This is a genomic window from Pseudomonas sp. GW821-FHT02H09, assembly GCF_059421425.1.
Window position 1 is genome coordinate 429,071 of sequence record NZ_JBWKVA010000001.1, and the last position, 19,936, is coordinate 449,006.

Genomic DNA, 19,936 nt, shown 5'->3' on the forward strand with positions numbered 1-19,936 from the left:
TGAAAACGCCCGCCGCGTTGTCTATCTCGTGTCACTGATTCCACACAGGCCATTCACTGGTCGTTAGGGAGAACCTCGTTCCTATGATTCGCCGCTCGCTGCCCGCCATTTTTGCTCTGTTGTTCGCTGCGCCGCTGCTGGCTGCGCCCGCCGGACAACAGACGCTGTTCAACTTTGTCCGCCCCGCCGACGTGGTGCAAGTGGCGACTGAAGATGCCAGCCTGCCGCAATCCAATGCGGAGCAAACGGCTGAAGGCGAAGTGCTGCGCCGGGTGACCTTCAACCCGGCTGCTCGGCCGAGCCTGAGCCTGACACCGCAAACCGGTGCCTGGGACTGGTCACAGTCGAGCGTCATGAGCTTGCGGATCCAGAGCGCCATGAACTGGGCGCTGACCCTCTACGTGAAAATCCAGAGTAACGACGGCAAGACCCTGGTCAGCCGCATCGACTTGCCGGCTGGCCCGGCACAAACCCTGTTAGTGCCATTGCAGGCCAGCTCCCCACTGAGCCAGGGCATGAAAGCCGGGCCACCGATGCCGATGACGATCGATGGCCAGCGGGTCTTGCTCGCCAGCAGCGAAGGCGAGCTGGATCGTAGCCAGGTAGTGTCGGTCACGCTGTCGATGGATAAGCCGAAAGTGGCGCAGAGCATCATGCTCGAGCGTTTTGGCGTGCAGGACAGTGATGCAATGGTCAAGGCTGCCTACGGCTCGCTGGTCGACGCTTATGGTCAGTTCACTCGGGCCAGGTGGCCGGAGAAAGTCAGCAGCGATGAGCAATTGAAATCCGCTGCCGGCAAAGAGCAACAGCAGCTCAAAACCTGGCTTGCCGAGCGCGAGCGCTCGTCCCTGGACACATTCGGTGGCTGGAACAAAGGCCCTGCGTTCAACGCGAGCGGCTTTTTCCGCACCGAAAAACGTGATGGACGCTGGTATCTGGTGACCCCGGAAGGTCACCCGTTCTATTCCCTGGGAGTCAACGCGGTCGCCGCTGATACCAACCAGACGTATGTTGCCGGACGTGAATGGATGTTCGGCGCGCTGCCCAACGCCGATGAGCCATTGGCCAGCTACTACGGTGAAGGTGATAACCGGGGGGGTAACGGTGCCGACAAGGGCCGTGGGTTCAATGCCGGTCGCTGGTATGACTTCTATGGCGCCAATCTTCAGCGTACTTACGGTCAGCCCTGCGCTGTCACTCGTGAGACCAAGGCTGGGGGCGCAGCCGCCGCCAAAGTGGACGCGGTAGAAAAAACTGCCGAAGAAAACACGGTCGAGAAGCCGGTCAGCGTGCCGTGCGTGCCCCAGACCCTCGACGAGAAACGCTGGGCCAGCCACACCCTTGATCGCCTGCGGGCCTGGGGGTTCAACACCATCGGCAACTGGAGCGCCCCGACGCTGGGCCTCAGTGAACGTGTGCCCTACACCCTGCCGTTGTCGATTGTTGGCGACTACGCCAGCATCAGTACCGGCACCGACTGGTGGGGCGCAATGCCAGACCCGTTCGATCCGCGTTTTGCCATGGCCACCGAACGTGCTGTGGCCATTGCTGCCCGCGATCACCGGGATGACCCGTGGCTGATTGGCTATTTTGCCGATAACGAGCTGGCCTGGGCCGGTCCCGGCAATGATCCCAAGGCCCGTTATGCGTTGGCTTACGGCACCTTGCGCATGACCACCGACGTGCCGGCCAAACGTGCGTTCCTCAAGCAATTGCGCGACAAATACCGCAATCAGGCGGGCTTGTCGAAAGCCTGGGGTATCGATCTGCCGGCTTGGGAATTGATGGAAGACCCGGGCTTCGAACCGCCGTTGCCAAGCCCGGAACACCCGGAAATCGAAGCTGACTTCAAATACTTCCAGAAAGTCTTCGCTGATACCTACTTCAAGACCATTTCCGACTCGCTGAAGTGGCATGCACCGAATCATCTGTTGCTGGGTGGCCGTTTTGCCATCAGCACTCCGGAAGCCGTTGAATCCTGCGCGCAGTATTGCGACGTATTGAGCTTCAACATGTACACGCTGCAACCCCAGGACGGTTATGACTTCGCTGCATTGCGTGCTCTGGACAAGCCGGTGCTGATCACCGAATTCAACTTCGGTTCGCGGGATCGCGGTCCGTTCTGGGGGGGCGTGACGGAACTTGCGAAAGAAGAGGATCGAGGTCCGGCCTATGCCTATTTCCTCAAACAAGCAGTGTCCGAGCCATCGATTGTCGGTGTGCACTGGTTCCAGTACCTCGATCAACCGGTGACCGGCCGCCTGCAGGATGGTGAAAACGGCCATTTCGGGCTGGTAGGCATTACCGACATACCGTTTCAGGGCTTCGTCGACAGCGTGCGCAAGAGCAACCTACAGGCGGTCGATCAACTGGGTAAAGAGGCCGAGAAGGCCAAAGCCGATGCCGATAAGGCAGCGTCCCATGAAGGCGAAGGCAGCAAGAAAGGCAACAAGGGCAAAGGTGCGGGGCAGGGAGGGCACAGCGGTGGGCATTCCGGGAATGGTCAATAACGGCGGAGGTCTACCTGCGAGATGGCGTCCTGACCGACGCCGCAGATTTCAAATCCAGCTCGTATAAGGGCGATCAGCCAGACTGACCCGGTTCCCAAATCCGTCAAGGGCTGGAACAATGCGTGCCACTATGTAAAGCGATTGTCTGAGGGAGTTGCGGGTGCAGATTCAGGGTCATTACGAGCTTAAATTCGAAGCCGTGCGCGAAGCGTTTGCCGCACTCTTCGATGATCCCCAGGAGCGAGGCGCGGCGCTGTGCATTCAGATCAGCGGGCAGACCGTGGTCGACCTGTGGGCGGGTACCGCAGACAAGGACGGCACCGAGGCCTGGCACAGCGACACCATCGCCAACCTGTTCTCTTGCACCAAGACCTTTACCGCAGTCACCGCGTTGCAATTGGTCGCTGAAGGCAAGTTGCAACTGGATGCACCGGTCGCCAGGTACTGGCCCGAGTTCGCTGCCGCCGGCAAAGAATCGGTCACCCTGCGCCACCTGCTCTGTCATCAGGCAGGCTTGCCGGCGTTGCGCGAGTTGCTGGCGCCCGAAGCCCTTTACAACTGGCAGACAATGGTCGATGCCCTGGCCGCTGAAGCGCCTTGGTGGACGCCTGGAGAAGGCCATGGTTATGCGGCGATCACCTACGGCTGGCTGGTCGGTGAGCTGTTGCGTCGTGCCGACGGACGCGGTCCGGGAGAGTCCATCGTGGCGCGGGTTGCGCGGCCGCTGGGGCTGGATTTTCATGTGGGCCTGGCAGACGAAGAATTCCACCGTGTCGCGCATATCGCTCGAGGCAAAGGCAATGTCGGCGACGCCGCGGCCCAGCGCTTGCTGCAAGTAACCATGCGCGAGCCAACGGCCATGACCACTCGGGCCTTCACCAATCCGCCGTCGATCATGACCAGCACCAACAAACCGGAATGGCGGCGCATGCAGCAACCTGCGGCCAATGGCCATGGTAATGCCCGTAGCCTGGCAGGATTTTACAGTGGCTTGCTCGACGGAAGCCTGCTGGAGGCTGAAATGCTCAACGAACTGACCCGCGAGCACAGCATCGGACCGGACAAGACTTTATTGACCCAGACCCGTTTTGGCCTGGGCTGCATGCTCGATCAACCGGATGTACCCAACGCGACTTACGGCCTCGGCTCGCGGGCCTTCGGTCATCCGGGGGCTGGAGGCTCCATTGGTTTTGCTGACCCAGAGCACGATGTGGCATTCGGTTTTGTGACAAATACCTTGGGGCCGTACGTGTTGATGGATCCGCGCGCGCAAAAGCTTGTGTGGGTTTTGGCCGATTGCCTGTAAAAGGATTGTTGTATGGCATTATTTTGATAAAACATGCCTGAAAAAGCAGCAGAGCGGAACCCTGTGGCTTTTCTAGTTTCAAAGCGTCTGCTTAAACGGGTCGTAGAGACCAACAGCTTTTTATCTCATTTTGTGGATATCCCGATGTCATCGAACAAATCTTTAGCCTTGGCACTGTGCCTCAGCATTACCGGTTGCGCACAAACCCCACAAAATGAAGCAGACGGGGGGCACTGGTGGTCATTCGGTTCAGGTTCCGACAAGGTCGCGAGTAAAGAAACTGACAAGTCAGGGTCCAAAGCAGTAACGGCCGCGACAGCCGAGAAGAGCAAAGCGGCGACCACCGCAGCGGCTTCAACGCAAACCCCGCCAGTCGCCAAGGCTGAGACCGAAAGTCACTGGTGGTGGCCGTTTGGCGACCATCCTGAGCAGCCTAAAGATCTCAGCAAGGCGGTAGTGAAAGACGTCCCGATGCCGGATCCGAAAATCACTCAGGCCTGGCTGGACGACTATGAGCCACGCTTGCGTGTCGCCATCAAGGGCAGCAATTTGCAATTGGAGCGCCGCGACAACGTGCTGGTGGTGGTGGTGCCGGTGGACGAGTCTTTCAACGCGAAGCGTCCTTCGATGTTGCTGCCGGTAACCCTTGGCCCGTTCACCCGGGTAGCCAAAGTGGTTGAAGGTGATCCGAAGACTGCCGTTCTGATACTTGGCCATGGTGATACCACGAGCGCTGCTGCGGAGAGTCAGCAGTTGAGCAAGGATCGCGCACAATCCGTTGCGGCGATTTTCAGCCTCAGTGGTTTGCACAGCGATCGCCTGATGTTGCGTGGCATGGGTGGGCTAATGCCGCGTGCTGCCAATGACAGTGCCCGGGGCCGCGCCTTGAACCGCCGTGTGGAAATCATGCTGACGCAACGCACCACCATGCTGGCGTTGCTGAGCAAGTACAGCCAGTCGACCCCGCCAGCGGCAGAAATGGTCGCTGTGCCGGATGCCAAGCCTGCAGTTCCAGCCGTCACCGCGAAAAAAGGCGCTTCATCGAAGAAGTCCGCAGCGTCCAAAAAGGCTGCATCGGCGAAGAAATCAGCAGCCAAGAAAGGATCCGCGAAAAAAGCGGCTCCAGCCAAAGCTGCTGCGCCGGCGAAGACTGCCGCACCGGCTGATCAGACCAAGAACTGATTCTTTAAGCAGAAGGAAAGCGCCATGACCCAAAGTCTGGCTGATATGCGCCGCGACTACACCCGCGATGGTTTGACCGAGGCCCACGCTCCGGCTGAGCCTTTCGCATTGTTCCATCAGTGGTTCGCTGAGGCGGTGAAAACCGAACAGCCGCCGGTCGAGGCGAACGCAATGACCCTGGCCACCGTCGATGAGGACGGCCGGCCGCATTGCCGCATTCTCCTGCTCAAGGGGCTGGACGAGCAGGGCTTTACCTTCTTCACCAACTACGATAGTGCCAAGGGGCAGCAATTGGCGGTTCGCCCGTTCGCTGCCATGACCTTTTTCTGGCCGACTCTGGAGCGCCAGGTGCGCATTGAGGGGCGGGTAGTCAAGGTCACGCCGCAGGAGTCCGATGCGTATTACCAGGTGCGCCCGCTGGGCAGTCGCCTCGGTGCGTGGGCCTCACCGCAGAGCCAGGTGATTGCCGATCGCAAGGAGCTGGAAGGTTTGCTCAAGACTACCGAACAGCGCTTTAGCGACACTCAGCCCAATTGCCCGGAACATTGGGGCGGGTATCGCTTGTTGCCGGAACGTATCGAATTCTGGCAAGGCCGTGCGAGTCGTCTGCATGATCGGCTCAACTACCGTCTGCAAGGCAGCGACTGGGCACGCGAACGTCTGGCGCCTTAAGTGGTCTACTGATCGGGATAGCTTGCTGCGGCGGCCTGGAGCCAACGCGGCAAGTCCCGGCGTTTGATTTTATGCTCCTGGGCGCGAGCCAGCTGTTGCAGCATGAAGGTTCTTTTCTGCTCGTCGCCATTTGCCAGAGCCAACGCCAGGTCGCGATCCATCCAGCGTTTGATCCGTACGTATAGCCACCAGTGGAAGTACAGTCCGGCAACGGTGGTGACGACAATAATGAAGTAGTCCATGGAAATCCTTTAGCCAGCAGCGCAGATTTTGAAAATTGACGCTACGGTGTGATGGGTTTTCAGGCACGCCTGTACTGCGCCTGAATGCGGCAAATTTTATCCGGGTGATGCAGTGACAGGCGTCAATCTGCGGAGTTTAATGAATACCTGTCCTTTGGAGTTGATGCTATGCGTAAGACTGTTCTGCTGGTTGCTTCTTTCACCACGATGGCGATGTTGCTCGGCGGCTGCCAGTCCAGCCTGACTGGTGACTCTTACTCCCGTGACGAAGCGCGTCGGGTGCAGACGATTCGCATGGGTACCATTGAATCCTTGCGTCCGGTGAAAATCGAAGGCACCAAGAGCCCGGTCGGCACTGCCGCCGGTGCGGTCGTTGGTGGTATTGGCGGTAGCTCTGTCGGCCACGGTAAAGGCAGCGCCGTTGCCGCCGTGGTCGGTGCAGTTGCCGGTGGCCTGCTGGGTTCGGCCGCCGAAGAAGGCCTGACCCGCACTCAGGGCGTGGAAATCACTGTTCGCGAAGACGACGGCAGCATGCGTGCCTACGTGCAGCAGGTTCAGGAAAACGAGGTTTTCCGGGTCGGCGAGCGTGTTCGTATCTCGATGGTTGGAGGCACCAGCCGCGTTTCCCATTAAGCATTACCCGCTAAAAACAAAACCCCGGCCAGGCAACTGGTCGGGGTTTTGTGTTTTCAGCCTTTGCAGCCCTCGACGCTCAGGATTGAAGCGAGGGGTTCTTGCGACTGGCCGCCGCCGTCACGGCATAACCCATCAGCGCCGCAAGTATGGAGCCGGTGAGGATGCCCATGCGGTCCATCCCGGCGTAATCGCTGCTGCCCGGCACAAATGCCAAGGACCCGACAAAGAGACTCATGGTGAAGCCGATCCCGCAGAGAATCGCCACACCGAACACCTGACCCCAGTTTGCACCGGTCGGCAGGGCCGCAATGCCGATCCTGACCGCCAGCCAGGTCAGGCCGAAGACGCCGATGGTTTTGCCCAGCAGCAAGCCAGTGGCGATGCCCATCGGCACATGGTGGGTGAAGCTTTCGAGATTGACGCCAGCCAGCGATACCCCGGCGTTGGCGAAGGCGAACAGCGGCAGGATGCCGAACGCGACCCACGGATGCAGCGCGTGCTCCAGGCTCAGCAACGGTGAAGGTTCGGCGTTTTTGGTGCGCAGCGGAATGCAGAATGCCAGGGTCACCCCGGCCAGGGTCGCGTGGACACCACTCTTGAGTACACAGACCCAGAGGATCAGGCCGATGATCATATACGGCCCGAGCTTCACTACCCCTAGCCGGTTCATCGCCACCAGGGCCACCAGGCACGCCGCGGCCAGCATCAGCGACAGCGTGGACAGTGCGCCCGAGTAGAAGATCGCGATGACGATAATCGCCCCGAGGTCGTCGATGATCGCCAGGGTCATCAGGAACAGTTTCAGCGAGACCGGCACGCGTTTGCCCAGCAGGGCGAGTACACCAAGGGCGAAGGCGATGTCGGTGGCCATTGGAATGGCCCAGCCACCCAGCGCCGTCGGGTTGTCTTTGTTGAGGAACCAGTAGATCAGCGCCGGGACGACCATACCGCCGATAGCTGCAGCGCCCGGCAGGACGATCTGCGAAGGTTTCGACAGATGACCTTCGAGGACCTCGCGTTTGACTTCCAGACCAATCAGCAGGAAGAACATCGCCATCAGTCCGTCGTTGATCCACAGCAGCAATGGCTTGGCGATTTTCAAGGCGCCGATCTGGGCGACCACAGGTGTGTCCAGCAGGCCGTTGTAAAGCCAGGACAGCGGTGAGTTGTTGATGATCAAAGCCAGAGCTGCAGCAGCAATCAATAACAGACCGCTGGCAGCTTCCAACTGAAAGAAACGTGTGAAAGTGCTACGCAGAGGCAAGGTCACTCTCCATCAATAGTTCAAAAGGCAGGACACCCTAACCTGTACGGTTGGTTGTTAAAACAAAAGTTATATTCTTTTTTGTTATATGCGCTGAACAGGCGTTTTATTGGCCTGGAGCCTGGCAGTTGTGTATCTAATTGCGTCACGACTGCACCTGTGCGGTAGGCAGGAAATTTCCTAAGCTTATCGACAGGGTCGAGACAGGGTCCGAACTGTTACCTGTTGTCACCGCCAGGTTTTCCCTGAGCCCCGATCACCTGAGCCGGGTGCATTTCATCTTCAGGCGCCATGCACGGCGCTCGATCCAGCGAGAAAAGACCATGAGCGACAACCGACAGTGGGCCCGAGAAGCCATCCGGATCATCGAAGCGGACTTTCAACGCAGTGCCGATACGCATTTGATTCCTTTGCCCCTCCCAGGCTTGCCGGGCATCGAGCTGTACTTCAAGGATGAGTCCAGTCACCCCACCGGCAGCCTCAAACATCGTCTGGCGCGCTCGTTGTTCCTCTATGCGTTGTGTAACGGCTGGCTCAAGCCGGGCGCACCGGTAATCGAGGCGTCCAGTGGTTCGACGGCGATTTCCGAGGCGTATTTCGCGCGCCTGCTGGGCTTGCCATTCATTGCCGTGATGCCTGCCACCACGTCCCAGGAAAAGATCGCGCAAATCGCTTTCTACGGCGGAAAAAGCCATTTGGTGCAGGACCCGACGCAGATCTACGCCGAGTCAGAACGTCTGGCCAGCGAGAGCGGTGGCCACTTCATCGACCAGTTCACCTACGCCGAGCGCGCTACTGACTGGCGGGCGAACAACAACATTGCCGAGTCGATATTCCAGCAATTGCGTTTCGAGCGTTACCCGGAGCCGAGCTGGCTGATTTCAAGCCCCGGCACGGGCGGCACGACGGCGACTCTCGGGCGCTATGTGCGTTATCGCCAACACTGCACCCGCGTACTTTGCGCCGACGCCGAGCGTTCGGTGTTTTTCGACTATTACCAGACCGGCGACGCCAGCCTGCGCCTGGACTGCGGTTCGCGAATCGAAGGCATCGGTCGGCCACGGGTCGAGGCGTCGTTCCTGCCCAAGGTGATCGATGCCATGGTCAAAGTGCCGGACGCCTTGTCCCTGGCGGCCATGCATTACCTGGCGCAGCGCCTGGGACGGCGTGTCGGCGGTTCCAGCGGCACCAACCTGATTGGCGCTGTGATGGCAGCACAGCACATGGTTGCAGCGGCGGAATCCGGGTCGATCGTGGCGATACTGTGTGATGGCGGCGAGCGCTATGCGACGACTTACTACGATCAGAATTGGCTGAAGGCTCAGGGGTATGAGTTGAGTGGCTTGATCGAGGCGGTCACGGCGAGTGTCGAGCATGGTGAAGCGTTGCCGGCCAGCGTATTGCGCGTGGGGATCTGACAAGGCCGGACTGATCGTTCCTGCGCTCTGCGTGGGAATGCCGCTATGGACGCTCTGCGTCCGCCCTTAGGTGACGCAGAGCGTCACCGGATGCATTCCCACGCAGAGCGTAGGAACGATCCGTTCTACGAGGGTTAAGCCTCGATCCCGAGGATATTGCGCGCCACCGCTTCGGCGATCCGAATCCCGTCGACACCCGCCGACAGAATCCCGCCGGCATAGCCTGCACCTTCGCCGGCCGGGAACAGGCCTTTGACGTTCAAACTCTGCATCGACTCGTTACGAGTGATACGCAGCGGCGACGAGGTGCGGGTCTCGATCCCGGTCAGCACGGCGTCATGCAGGGAGTAACCCTTGATCTGTTTCTCGAACGCCGGCAAGGCTTCGCGAATGGCTTCGATGGCGAAGTCCGGTAATGCCAGCGCCAGATCACCCAATGCCACACCTGGCTTATAGGACGGCTCGACGCTGCCCAGAGCCGTAGACGGCTTGCCTGCGATGAAGTCGCCGACCAGTTGCGCCGGGGCTTCGTAGTTGCTGCCGCCGAGGGTGAAGGCGTGGGACTCAAGACGCTCCTGCAACTCGATACCGGCCAGCGGGCCGCCTGGGTAATCCACTTCAGGGGTGATACCGACCACTATCCCGGAGTTGGCGTTGCGCTCGTTGCGCGAGTACTGGCTCATGCCGTTGGTGACGACCCGATTCGGCTCGGACGTTGCAGCCACCACCGTGCCGCCTGGGCACATGCAGAAGCTGTAGACCGAGCGACCATTGCTGGCGTGGTGCACCAGCTTGTAGTCGGCGGCGCCGAGTTTTGGGTGACCGGCATACTTGCCAAGGCGTGCACTGTCGATCAGCGATTGCGGGTGTTCAATACGGAAACCCACCGAGAACGGCTTGGCTTCCATGTACACACCGCGGCCGTGAAGCATGCGGAAGGTGTCCCGGGCGCTATGGCCAAGGGCCAGGATTACATGTCTGGAGTGGATCTGTTCACCACTGGCCAGCTCCACGCCAGTGAGCTGGCCGTCCTCGATCAGCACATCGGTAACCCGTTGCTGAAAACGTATTTCGCCGCCCATGGCTTCGATCTGATGACGCATGTTTTCGACTACGCCGGTCAGACGGAAGGTACCGATATGCGGTTTGCTGACGTAGAGGATTTCTTCCGGCGCACCGGCCTTGACGAACTCGTGCAGAACCTTGCGGCCGTGGTGTTTCGGATCCTTGATCTGGCTGTAAAGCTTGCCGTCGGAGAAGGTTCCCGCGCCACCCTCACCGAATTGCACGTTGGACTCGGGGTTGAGTACGTTTTTGCGCCACAGACCCCAGGTATCCTTGGTGCGCTGACGAACTTCAGTGCCACGTTCAAGAATGATTGGCTTGAAGCCCATCTGCGCCAGCAGCAGCCCGGCGAAAATTCCGCACGGCCCGAAGCCGACCACAATCGGCCGCTCGCTCAGGTCCTGAGGGGCCTGGCCGACGGCTTTGTAGCTGACATCCGGTGCCGGGTTGACGTTACGGTCATCGGCGAACTTGTGCAGCAGCTTCGCCTCATCATGCACGCGCAGGTCGATGGTGTAGATGAAGCAGAGTTCGGAAGACTTCTTGCGCGCGTCGTAGCTGCGCTTGAACAAGGTGAAGTCGAGCAGGTCATCACTGGCGATGCCCAGGCGCTGCACGATGGCAGGCCGCAGGTCTTCTTCGGGATGGTCGATGGGCAGCTTGAGTTCGGTGATTCGTAACATGACGGGATCCGGTTCGCGGGGCGCACAAATGCGCCAAAGGCGTTTCACAAACCGGCGATTATAAGCCTCAAAGGGGTGTTCCAGTGAGGCTAAAACAGCAGCTCGTCGAATCAGTCGTTACGCGAACCACCAAAATACGCGCAGCCACGTTCTACCTGGCCATTGACCCGCAGCTCGGCGCTCATGAATTGAACGCTGCCGTGGGTGCTGTCGACGCAGCGCTGTGGCGAGATCCAGAGTTCAACGTGTTGGTCATTGGCTTCGCTACTGAGGTTGAAACGCCCATCACCGAGTTGTTCTTCCAGAAATGGCAACGCCAGCGCTGGCTGGCCGGCGCGCTCGATCACCATGCCCTTGGTATTGACCTTGACGTTCCAGTCGGGCGTGTTGCCGCTGGCGCGCAGGATCAGCCGCTGGAAGTTGGGGTCTTCGCAGGCCGCGCCCGAGCGTTCGACGCGGTATAGCTGCTGCACGTCGAGCCGGGCGCCAGCATCCGATGATTTGTCAGCGGCAACCCGGCCACGCACATCAGCGAAAATCTTGTGCTGCGTGCCCGCCAGCGTAGCGGCTTCTTGCAGGACGCTGGTGCTGCCGGTGTCATTGACGACATACAGTTTGTTTTCCTGGCACGGCTGAAACATCAGTTTGCCGTTGGCCATACTGAGTTCACCCTGCATGCGGGTCAGGCCCGCCGTGGACGGTTTCTCAGGTTGGCTCTGGAGCAGCTGGCAACCGGCGAACAGAGGCAACAGGGCAAGCATCACTATGGAACGGGCAACACGCATCGAGTGGTCTCCTGACAAGTGCCGCCACGTTACTCAGGCATAGCGCACATCACAAGCCTGGCTTGGCATGAAGTCCGATACACCCGCGAATCCGCGGGTGTACCTGCTTTTGTAGAAGCGGCCGAAGGTTCGGGCCGCGTTCGGACGATTGTTTGGGGGACCATTACCCCACGTGGTAGGTCTGCCCGGTCTGCAAGCCTTCGACACTTTTGGCGTAGGCCAGTGCCACATCGGCGGCTGGAACCGGTTTGAATCCGCGGAAGTACGGCGCGTAGCTGCCCATGGCTTCGACCAGTACGTTCGGGCTGACCGAGTTGATGCGCAGGCCACGCGGCAATTCGATAGCCGCTGAGCGCACGAAACTGTCGAGGGCACCGTTGACCATGGCTGCCGAGCTGCCGGTACGAATCGGATCGTGGCTGAGGATGCCGGTGGTGAAGGTGAATGAGGCACCGTCATTGGCGAAGTCTCGGCCGATCAGCAGCAGGTTGACCTGGCCCATCAGTTTGTCTTGCAGGCCAAGGGCGAAGTCTTTTTCGGTCATGTTGGCCAGCGGCACGAAGTTGACGCTACCGGCGGCACAGATCAGCGCATCGAAGTTACCGGTCTTTTCGAACAGTTTGTGGATTGATGCGCTGTCACTGATGTCGACCTGGAAATCGCCGCTCTTGCGGCCGATGCGGATGACTTCGTGGCGCGGTGCCAGTTCGCGATCAATGGCTGAGCCCACGGTACCGCTGGCGCCAATCAGTAGAATTTTCATCGTGCTGTTCCTCAAAGGGTTGGACGAAGTTTCAGTTTAGTGTGGTTTTTTCCGTTGATAAGCGCGCTAATGGGCAACCTTTGGTTTTCAAATGGAAACAATCCATGAGCGAAATGGATGATCTGGCGGCGTTTGCGGTGTTGATCGAGGCCGGTAGTTTCACTCTGGCAGCGCAGCAATTGGGGTGTAGCAAAGGGCAGCTGTCCAAGCGCATCAGCCTGTTGGAGGCACGTTTCAGCGTGGTGCTGCTGCAGCGAACAACACGGCGCTTGAGCCTGACAGCGGCGGGTGCGGCGCTGCTGCCGCAAGCTCAGGCACTGGTGATTCAGGTAGAGCGCGCGCGTCAGGCCCTGGCACGTTTGAAGGACGATATGGCGGGCCCCGTGCGAATGACGGTGCCGGTGTCGTTGGGGGAGACTTTTTTCGATGGGCTGCTGCTGGAGTTTTCCCGGGAATATCCTGAGGTACAGATCGAACTTGATCTGAACAACAGCTATCACGATCTGTCACGGGATGGCTTCGATCTGGCGATTCGTTCAGACGTGGCCAATGACCAGCGGCTGGTGGCCAAGCCGCTGCTGGCCTGGCACGAGATGACCTGCGCCAGCCCGGCTTATCTTGAACAGTTCGGCGAGCCGCAGACACCCTCGCAGCTGGCCGATCATCGCTGCCTGCTCAACAGTCATTACAGCGGCCGGGAAGAGTGGCTCTATCACCAGCAACATGAACTGTTGCGGGTGCGCGTCTCGGGGCCGTTCGCCAGCAACCACTACAACCTGTTGAAGAAGGCCGCGCTGGCCCATGCGGGGATCGCGCGCCTGCCTTCTTACTTGCTGCAGACGGAGCTGGCCGATGGCCGTTTGCGCTGGCTGTTGCGCGACTATCAGACCCGCAGCATGCCGATGTATCTGGTGCACCCGTATCAGGGCGGCCTGCCCAAGCGCACGCAGGTGTTGGCCGACTACCTGATAGGTTGGTTCAAGCGCAGTGGCGAAGCGCTGGACCGGCTTCAACGATAACGTTTGGCGATCAGCTGATCGATCGACAGCACGCCCGGACCTCCGGCCATCAGGTACAGCAGAATCGCTGCCCAGGTGCCGTGAGTCGGGTAGGCGTCCGGGTAGACAAAGGTTTGGATGGTCAGGGTCATGCCCAGCAGCGCCAGGGCCGAGAAGCGTGTGGCGAAGCCGACGAGGATCAGGATCGGGAAGAAGTGTTCGGCGAAGGCCGCCATGTGCGCCGCCAGTTCCGGTGACAGCAGCGGAACGTGGTATTCGCTTTGGAACAACGGAATCGTCGAGTCTGCCAGGCGCGGTGTGCCCAGCTCAAAGGTGCCGGAAATCAGGTCCACGGCAAAACCCTCGACCTTGGTCTGGCCGGACTTCCAGAACACCGCTGCGATAGAAAAACGCGCAACGAAGGCGACCAGGCTGTGGGGGATCATGCCGAGCAGTTCGATGAGCCGTTCAATCAGGCGGGCGATGGCATTCGGGCGTTCAGCGTGGGTGTTCATGGCGATACCTTGTCGTCTTCCAAGTGGGTGATGGCGTTGTGGAGGATCAGCAGTGCCAGGCACTGGCTCAGGTCGAACGCCGATGCAACGTCGAAGGCATCGGCCACGGCCTGCCCCAAGGGACAGTTGCTTTGCAGGCGGTGGATGAAGGTCGCTGTGCCGACATCGATGGCGAAAACCTCGACTTGCAGGCCGTTACGCAGCACCAGGGCACTTTGCGCGTGATACGGCTCAAGGTTCTGGGGCGGTGCGTCAGCCTGATGGGCCGCCCACAACGCAACCACGGCGTACGCCGAGTTCAGCGTGAAGATTGAGGGATGCAAATGAATGCGTAGCGCTGCGAGGCTTTCGGGGGTGCCCATGGCTGCTGCAACCTGTGCAGGCTCGACGGTATCGGCATCCGCCGCGTGATAGGCCATCACCCGCAAGCGCTCCAGGCGTGCGACATCCGCCAGATAAGGCACCGAAGCGGCTGGGGCAAAGTGTTCGATGAAGTCGGCAAAGTCGCTGCCGTAGTCGTTGATCAACGGACTGGTCGGTGCAAATGTCTGCACATAGTGCAGGGCCATCGCCCGAAAGAACTCATCCCCGACCAGTTGCAAGACCACCGGATAGCTGTCGGCCAAGGCGTTGATCAGCGAGCTCTGCACGTTGTTGCGGTACACCGCGAAGCGGCTATCCGGGTCAGCGCCGTTGGCGCTGAGCAACCCGTCAGGGCAGGGGCGTTGAGGATCAAGCAGGGCGGCGGCGAAATCGGCTTGAGTGCTCATCGGCGAACCTCGGAGTAACCCAGCAGCTCATCGGCCTGACGGGCCTCGGTGTACAGCACGGAAAACGCAGGTACCTGATTGTCGCGCTCAATCAGCGTGGCTACCGGGCCAATGCGCTCCAGAGCGTGCGCGTACAACGTCCACACAGCGTTATCGATAGGGGCGCCGTGATCGTCGATCAGCAGGCGGTCGCCGAGGCTGTCGGTGTCTTCGGCAAACCCGGCCAGATGAATCTCGCCCACTGCGTGCAGCGGCAGTGCGTCGATGTAGGCCAACGGATCGCGTTGGTGATTGATGCAGGAGACGTAGACGTTGTTCACATCCAGCAGCAAGCCGCAGCCGGTGCGGCGGATGACTTCAGCGATGAAGTGTGTTTCTTCCATGCTGGAGCGCTGGAATTGCAGATACGTCGCCGGATTTTCCAGCAGCATGGGGCGTTTCAGGTGGTGCTGGACCTGGTCGATATGTTCGCAGACACGATTTAGAGTCGGTTCGTCATAGGCCAGCGGCAGCAGGTCATTGAGAAACACCGGGCCGTGGCTCGACCAGGCCAGGTGTTCGGAAAAGGACTGGGGTTGATAGCGCTCGATCAGTTTGGCGAGGCGGTCGAGGTGCTCGGTGTTCAATGAACCTTCAGCGCCAATCGACAGGCCGACGCCATGCAGCGACAGCGGGTACTGCTCGCGGATCAATCCCAGGTAGTGATGAAACGGGCCGCCGGCGACCATGTAGTTTTCAGCGTGGACTTCGAAAAAACCGATGTCCGGGCGAATACCGAGTACTTCCCCGAAGTGCCCGGTCTTGAGCCCCAGCCCCGCGCGGGGCGGGAGTTCGGACGCCAATGCCTGAGTGTGAGGATGTACGCTGTGCAGCAATGAAGTGGCCATCATCAACACTCAGGCAGAGGTGGGGTTACGACTTGGCTTTGTAGGCGGCCAGTTGACCGAAGCCGGTCGGTGAGGTCGGGCTGGCAGTCTTCTCGCAAGTGCCTTTAGGTACCAGCTTGAAGTGGTTGCTCTCGTAGTCGACTTTCGAGGTGCCGGCACAGGTGGTGCCAGCACCTGCGGCGCAATCGTTTTTACCTTTCATGGCGACGCCAAAGCATTTTTCCATTTCATCGGCCGCGTGTGCAGTGATTGGCATGGCGGCAATGCTCAATGCTGAACCGAGGGCCAGAGCAAGGGCGGCGGCGGACAGGGTGCGAGTGGTAGCAGTCATGATGTTTCTCCAGTAATGGGCTTGGTCAAGGAAGCGTTTGCGCTTACTTACCCTAGTAGAGCCAGGTCATCCGGGTTCGTTACAGCGTGGCAAAAAATAATTGGTTCACACAAAAAAATGTGGGAGCGAGCTTGCTCGCGATGAGGGCCTGACAGTCAACATTGACGTTGCCTGACAGTCCGCCATCGCGAGCAAGCTCGCTCCCACATAGGCCGTTTTTTATGATTGCAGCAATGCTTAGCCGCCCAGATAGGCTTCGCGCACTTTTGGATCAGTCAGCAACGCTTCACCGGTACCTTGCATCACCACCCGGCCGTTTTCCAGTACGTAGGCGCGGTCGGCGATCTTCAACGCCTGGTTGGCGTTCTGTTCCACCAGGAACACCGTCACGCCATCGCGGCGCAGCTGTTCGATGATGTCGAAGATCTGCTGGATGATGATTGGCGCCAGACCCAGCGACGGCTCATCGAGCAGCAGCAGCTTGGGCTTGCTCATCAGTGCACGGCCGATGGCGAGCATCTGCTGTTCGCCACCGGACATGGTGCCACCGCGCTGCATGAAGCGTTCCTTGAGTCGCGGGAACAGACCCAGGACCTTGTCCATCTGCTCCTGGTAATCGCCCTTGTCGGTGAAAAAACCGCCCATGGAGAGGTTTTCTTCCACCGTCAGACGGGCAAACACCCGGCGACCTTCCGGGACCACTGCGATGCTTTTACGCATGATATGTGAGGAGTCCTGGCCGACCAGTTCTTCGCCCATGTAGCGAATACTGCCGCTATGGGCTTGCGGCGAACCGCACAGGGTCATCAGCAGGGTGGATTTGCCGGCGCCGTTGGCACCGATCAAAGTCACAATCTCGCCCTGGCGGACTTCGACGTTGACGTTGTGCAGGGCCTGGATCTTGCCATAGAAGGTGGAAACGTTATCGAACTGCAGCATTTACGCTTCCCCCAGGTAGGCTTTGATCACTTCAGGGTTGTCCCGGATCTGGTCCGGTGTACCGTTGGCCAGAGGCGTGCCCTGGTTGATCACGAAAATGTGGTCGGAGATGCTCATGACCAGTTTCATGTCGTGTTCGATCAGCAGCACGGTCACGTCATGTTCTTCACGCAGGGTGCCGATCAGCGCCTTGAGGTCGTCGGTTTCCCGCGGGTTGAGGCCGGCGGCCGGTTCGTCGAGCATGAGGATGCTTGGACGGGTCATCATGCAGCGGGCGATTTCCAGACGGCGCTGCTGACCATACGCCAGGGTGCCGGCCGGCCGGTTGGCGAACTCCTTGAGGTTGACCTTGTCGAGCCAGAACTCGGCGTATTCCATGGCCTCGCGTTCGCTGCGGCGAAACGCTGGCGTCTTGAACAGACCCGCCAGGAAGTTGGTATTCAGGTGCCGGTGCTGAGCAATCAGCAGGTTTTCCACGGCGGTCATTTCCTTGAACAACCGCACGTTCTGGAAGGTCCGCACCACGCCTTTGCCGGCGATCTTGTGGCCGGGCAGGCCTTCGATCGCTTCACCGTTGAGCTGGATGGTGCCGGCGGTGGGCTGGTAGAAACCGGTCAGGCAGTTGAACACGGTGGTCTTGCCGGCGCCGTTGGGGCCGATCATCGACACCACCTGCTTCTCTTTCACGCTCAGGGCTACGCCATTGACCGCCAACAATCCGCCAAAGCGCATGCTCAGGCCATCTACTTTCAGAATCTCTCTGCTCATTTACGCAGCTCCATGTGAGGACGTTGCATGGGCAGCAGGCCTTGTGGACGCCAGATCATCATCAGCACCATCAAGGCGCCGAACATCAACATGCGGTATTCGCTGAAGTCACGCATCAGCTCGGGCAACAGGATCATCACGACAGCCGCGAGGACCACGCCCAATTGCGAGCCCATGCCGCCCAATACCACGATGGCGAGGATGGTGGCCGATTCGATGAAGGTGAATGACTCCGGCGTGACCAGACCCTGACGTGCGGCGAAGAAGCTGCCAGCAAAACCGGCGAAGCAGGCACCGAGGGTGAAGGCCGACAGCTTGATCACGGTCGGGTTCAGGCCCAGGGCACGGCAGGCGATTTCGTCTTCACGCAGCGCTTCCCAGGCACGGCCGATCGGCATGCGCAGCAGGCGGTTGATCACGAACAGCGCGAACAGCGCCAGCAACAACGCAACCAGGTAGAGGAAAACCACCTTGCTGACCGGGTTGTAAGTCAGGCCGAAGAACTCGTGGAAGGTCTGCATGCCTTCAGCGGCCGTTCTTTCGAAGCTCAGGCCGAACAGCGTCGGTTTGGGAATGTTGCTGATGCCGTTCGGTCCGCCAGTGAGGCCCGTCAGGTTACGCAGGAACAGACGGATGATCTCGCCAAAGCCCAAGGTCACGATCGCCAGATAGTCACCGCGCAGACGCAGCACCGGAAAGCCCAGCAAGAAGCCGAAGGTCGCAGACATCAGTCCGGCGATGGGCAGGCAGATCCAGAAATTCAGACCGTAGTAGTGCGACAGCAGCGCATAGCTGTAGGCGCCCACGGCGTAGAAACCGACGTAGCCCAGATCGAGCAGCCCCGCCAGACCGACCACGATGTTCAGGCCCAGGCCGAGCAGCACATAGATCAGGATCAGCGTGGCGATATCCACCGCTCCGCGCGAGCCGAAGAACGGCCACACCAGTGCAACGGCAATCAACGCCATGATGAACCAGCGCTGGGTGCTGGGCAGGGTCAGGAAGTGGCTCGCGCTGGCCGGGATCAACTTACCTTTGGGCACGGACCGCATGGCGGCCGTGTATTGGCGGTCGAACAGCACGCGCAGGAACATCAGCACCGAGCAGGCGGCGATGATGATCAGCGTGGAGGTAGTGGCACCCTGCACTTCGAGGTTGATGCCGGCGATGGACAGTTTCAGACCGAGTACCGGATAGGCCACGGCCCAGACCAGCAGGGCGCTGAACAGCGCCTGTTTAAGATTCCTGATCATACTTTCTCAACCTCCGGACGGCCCAGCAGGCCGGTTGGCCGGAATAACAACACCAGAACCAGAAGGCCGAAAGCCACCACGTCCTTGTACTGGTCACCGAACACATCGGCGCCGAATGCTTCGGCTACCCCCAGCACCAGACCACCGAGCATGGCGCCCGGAATGCTGCCGATGCCGCCCAGAACCGCCGCGGTAAAGGCCTTGAGGCCCACCAGGAATCCGGAGTTCGGGTTGATCACGCCATACTGCATGCTCAGCAGTACAGCCGCCACGGCGGCCAGGGCCGCACCGATGACGAAGGTCAGGGCGATGATGTTGTTGGTGTTGATGCCCAGCAGGTTGGCCATCTTGATGTCTTCGGCACAGGCCCGGCAGGCCCGACCCAGACGTGAACGCGAGATGAACGCGGTGAGGCAGAGCATCACCACCAGGGTCACGATGAACACCAGGATCTGCATGTAGGAGATCAGCACTTCCTGTGCACCGCCCGGACCGAAGCTGAAGCTGCCTGGAATCAGGTTGGGGATCGATTTGTCCTTGGAGTCCTGCGAGAGCAGTACGGAGTTTTGCAGGAAGATCGACATGCCGATGGCCGAGATCAGCGGGATCAACCGGTTACTGCCCCGTAGAGGGCGGTAGGCGATCCGTTCGATGCTGTAGCCGTAGGCACTGGTTACAACGATGGTCGCCAGGAAGGCGGCGGTCATCAACAGCGGCAGAGAATGGATACCCAGCATGGCCAGTCCGGCAAGGACGATGAAGGCCACGTAGGAACCAATCATGTAGACCTCGCCATGGGCGAAGTTAATCATTCCAATAATGCCGTAAACCATTGTGTAGCCAATGGCTATCAAGGCATAGGTGCTGCCAATGGTCAGACCATTAACCAGCTGTTGGAAGAAGTGATAGATCTCAGGCATTACAACGCTCCTAAAAACCTGATACGCAT

The 19,936-nt window shown here is 59.7% G+C and carries 20 protein-coding genes; 7 read left to right on the top strand and 13 right to left on the bottom strand.

The window, feature by feature from the left end; genetic code table 11:
* The first annotated feature begins 83 nt into the window (after positions 1-83).
* The 4 genes from AC07VR_RS01995 (at position 84) to pdxH (ending at position 5,670) form a co-directional block, all read left to right on the top strand.
* A complete protein-coding gene (locus AC07VR_RS01995) occupies positions 84-2,510 on the top strand; it encodes a beta-agarase (RefSeq protein WP_495010331.1) in 2,427 nt (808 codons plus the stop codon).
* A gap of 160 nt (positions 2,511-2,670) precedes the next feature.
* Positions 2,671-3,816, top strand: coding sequence for a serine hydrolase domain-containing protein (locus AC07VR_RS02000; RefSeq protein WP_495010332.1), 1,146 nt, complete (start codon positions 2,671-2,673; stop codon positions 3,814-3,816).
* Between the two features lie 144 nt (positions 3,817-3,960).
* Positions 3,961-4,998, top strand: a complete 1,038-nt coding sequence (locus tag AC07VR_RS02005) for an OmpA family protein (RefSeq protein ID WP_495010333.1) — start codon at positions 3,961-3,963, stop codon at positions 4,996-4,998.
* Positions 4,999-5,022: 24 nt separating this feature from the next.
* Positions 5,023-5,670 carry a pyridoxamine 5'-phosphate oxidase gene (gene pdxH / locus AC07VR_RS02010; RefSeq protein ID WP_495010334.1) on the top strand — a complete coding sequence of 216 codons (648 nt, stop codon included), beginning with the start codon at positions 5,023-5,025 and terminating at the stop codon, positions 5,668-5,670.
* A gap of 5 nt (positions 5,671-5,675) precedes the next feature.
* Here the strand turns inward: pdxH and AC07VR_RS02015 are convergent, their stop codons facing one another.
* Positions 5,676-5,912 carry a hypothetical protein gene (locus tag AC07VR_RS02015; protein WP_494992627.1) on the bottom strand — a complete coding sequence of 79 codons (237 nt, stop codon included), beginning with the start codon at positions 5,910-5,912 and terminating at the stop codon, positions 5,676-5,678.
* 168 nt (positions 5,913-6,080) lie between these two features.
* On the opposite strand from AC07VR_RS02015, the gene AC07VR_RS02020 reads away from it, so the two are divergent.
* Positions 6,081-6,545: an outer membrane lipoprotein gene (locus AC07VR_RS02020; RefSeq protein WP_494992628.1), complete on the top strand. Its 465-nt coding sequence runs from the start codon at positions 6,081-6,083 to the stop codon at positions 6,543-6,545.
* Between the two features lie 79 nt (positions 6,546-6,624).
* Here AC07VR_RS02020 and nhaA read toward each other — a convergent pair whose 3' ends face one another.
* A complete protein-coding gene (nhaA, locus tag AC07VR_RS02025) occupies positions 6,625-7,812 on the bottom strand; it encodes a Na+/H+ antiporter NhaA (protein WP_495010335.1) in 1,188 nt (395 codons plus the stop codon).
* A gap of 323 nt (positions 7,813-8,135) precedes the next feature.
* On the opposite strand from nhaA, the gene AC07VR_RS02030 reads away from it, so the two are divergent.
* Complete coding sequence (locus AC07VR_RS02030) at positions 8,136-9,230, top strand: PLP-dependent cysteine synthase family protein (RefSeq protein ID WP_495010336.1); 1,095 nt, start codon at positions 8,136-8,138, stop codon at positions 9,228-9,230.
* A gap of 134 nt (positions 9,231-9,364) precedes the next feature.
* On the opposite strand, the gene AC07VR_RS02035 is transcribed toward AC07VR_RS02030, so the two are convergent.
* The 3 genes from AC07VR_RS02035 to AC07VR_RS02045 all read right to left on the bottom strand — a co-directional run bounded on the left by AC07VR_RS02035 (position 9,365) and on the right by AC07VR_RS02045 (position 12,526).
* Positions 9,365-10,978 carry an NAD(P)/FAD-dependent oxidoreductase gene (locus AC07VR_RS02035; RefSeq protein ID WP_495010337.1) on the bottom strand — a complete coding sequence of 538 codons (1,614 nt, stop codon included), beginning with the start codon at positions 10,976-10,978 and terminating at the stop codon, positions 9,365-9,367.
* A 110-nt stretch (positions 10,979-11,088) separates the two neighbouring features.
* Positions 11,089-11,763 carry a COG3650 family protein gene (locus AC07VR_RS02040; RefSeq protein ID WP_494992632.1) on the bottom strand — a complete coding sequence of 225 codons (675 nt, stop codon included), beginning with the start codon at positions 11,761-11,763 and terminating at the stop codon, positions 11,089-11,091.
* Positions 11,764-11,926: 163 nt separating this feature from the next.
* Positions 11,927-12,526 carry a short chain dehydrogenase gene (locus AC07VR_RS02045; RefSeq protein ID WP_494992633.1) on the bottom strand — a complete coding sequence of 200 codons (600 nt, stop codon included), beginning with the start codon at positions 12,524-12,526 and terminating at the stop codon, positions 11,927-11,929.
* A gap of 104 nt (positions 12,527-12,630) precedes the next feature.
* Here AC07VR_RS02045 and AC07VR_RS02050 point away from each other — a divergent pair, with 104 nt between their 5' ends.
* Complete coding sequence (locus tag AC07VR_RS02050) at positions 12,631-13,545, top strand: LysR family transcriptional regulator (protein ID WP_494992634.1); 915 nt, start codon at positions 12,631-12,633, stop codon at positions 13,543-13,545.
* Here the strand turns inward: AC07VR_RS02050 and AC07VR_RS02055 are convergent.
* The 8 genes from AC07VR_RS02055 to livH all read right to left on the bottom strand — a co-directional run bounded on the left by AC07VR_RS02055 (position 13,536) and on the right by livH (position 19,907).
* Positions 13,536-14,039, bottom strand: coding sequence for a DoxX family protein (locus AC07VR_RS02055; RefSeq protein ID WP_494992635.1), 504 nt, complete (start codon positions 14,037-14,039; stop codon positions 13,536-13,538). The genes AC07VR_RS02050 and AC07VR_RS02055 overlap by 10 nt on opposite strands.
* Positions 14,036-14,809, bottom strand: a complete 774-nt coding sequence (locus AC07VR_RS02060) for an HvfC/BufC N-terminal domain-containing protein (protein ID WP_495010338.1) — start codon at positions 14,807-14,809, stop codon at positions 14,036-14,038. Before AC07VR_RS02060 ends, AC07VR_RS02055 begins: the two co-directional genes overlap by 4 nt.
* On the bottom strand, positions 14,806-15,699 hold the full coding sequence (bufB, locus tag AC07VR_RS02065; protein ID WP_495010339.1) for an MNIO family bufferin maturase: 894 nt from the start codon (positions 15,697-15,699) through the stop codon (positions 14,806-14,808). Before bufB ends, AC07VR_RS02060 begins: the two co-directional genes overlap by 4 nt.
* A 22-nt stretch (positions 15,700-15,721) precedes the next feature.
* On the bottom strand, positions 15,722-16,027 hold the full coding sequence (locus tag AC07VR_RS02070; RefSeq protein ID WP_495010340.1) for a BufA1 family periplasmic bufferin-type metallophore: 306 nt from the start codon (positions 16,025-16,027) through the stop codon (positions 15,722-15,724).
* Between the two features lie 237 nt (positions 16,028-16,264).
* On the bottom strand, positions 16,265-16,966 hold the full coding sequence (locus AC07VR_RS02075; RefSeq protein ID WP_494992639.1) for an ABC transporter ATP-binding protein: 702 nt from the start codon (positions 16,964-16,966) through the stop codon (positions 16,265-16,267).
* Complete coding sequence (gene livG / locus AC07VR_RS02080; RefSeq protein WP_495010341.1) at positions 16,967-17,734, bottom strand: high-affinity branched-chain amino acid ABC transporter ATP-binding protein LivG; 768 nt, start codon at positions 17,732-17,734, stop codon at positions 16,967-16,969. It lies immediately after the preceding gene.
* Positions 17,731-18,987 carry a high-affinity branched-chain amino acid ABC transporter permease LivM gene (locus tag AC07VR_RS02085; RefSeq protein WP_494992641.1) on the bottom strand — a complete coding sequence of 419 codons (1,257 nt, stop codon included), beginning with the start codon at positions 18,985-18,987 and terminating at the stop codon, positions 17,731-17,733. The genes livG and AC07VR_RS02085 overlap by 4 nt, the downstream gene beginning before the upstream one ends.
* Positions 18,984-19,907, bottom strand: a complete 924-nt coding sequence (livH, locus tag AC07VR_RS02090; RefSeq protein ID WP_494992642.1) for a high-affinity branched-chain amino acid ABC transporter permease LivH — start codon at positions 19,905-19,907, stop codon at positions 18,984-18,986. Before livH ends, AC07VR_RS02085 begins: the two co-directional genes overlap by 4 nt.
* Between the last annotated feature and the right edge of the window lie 29 nt (positions 19,908-19,936).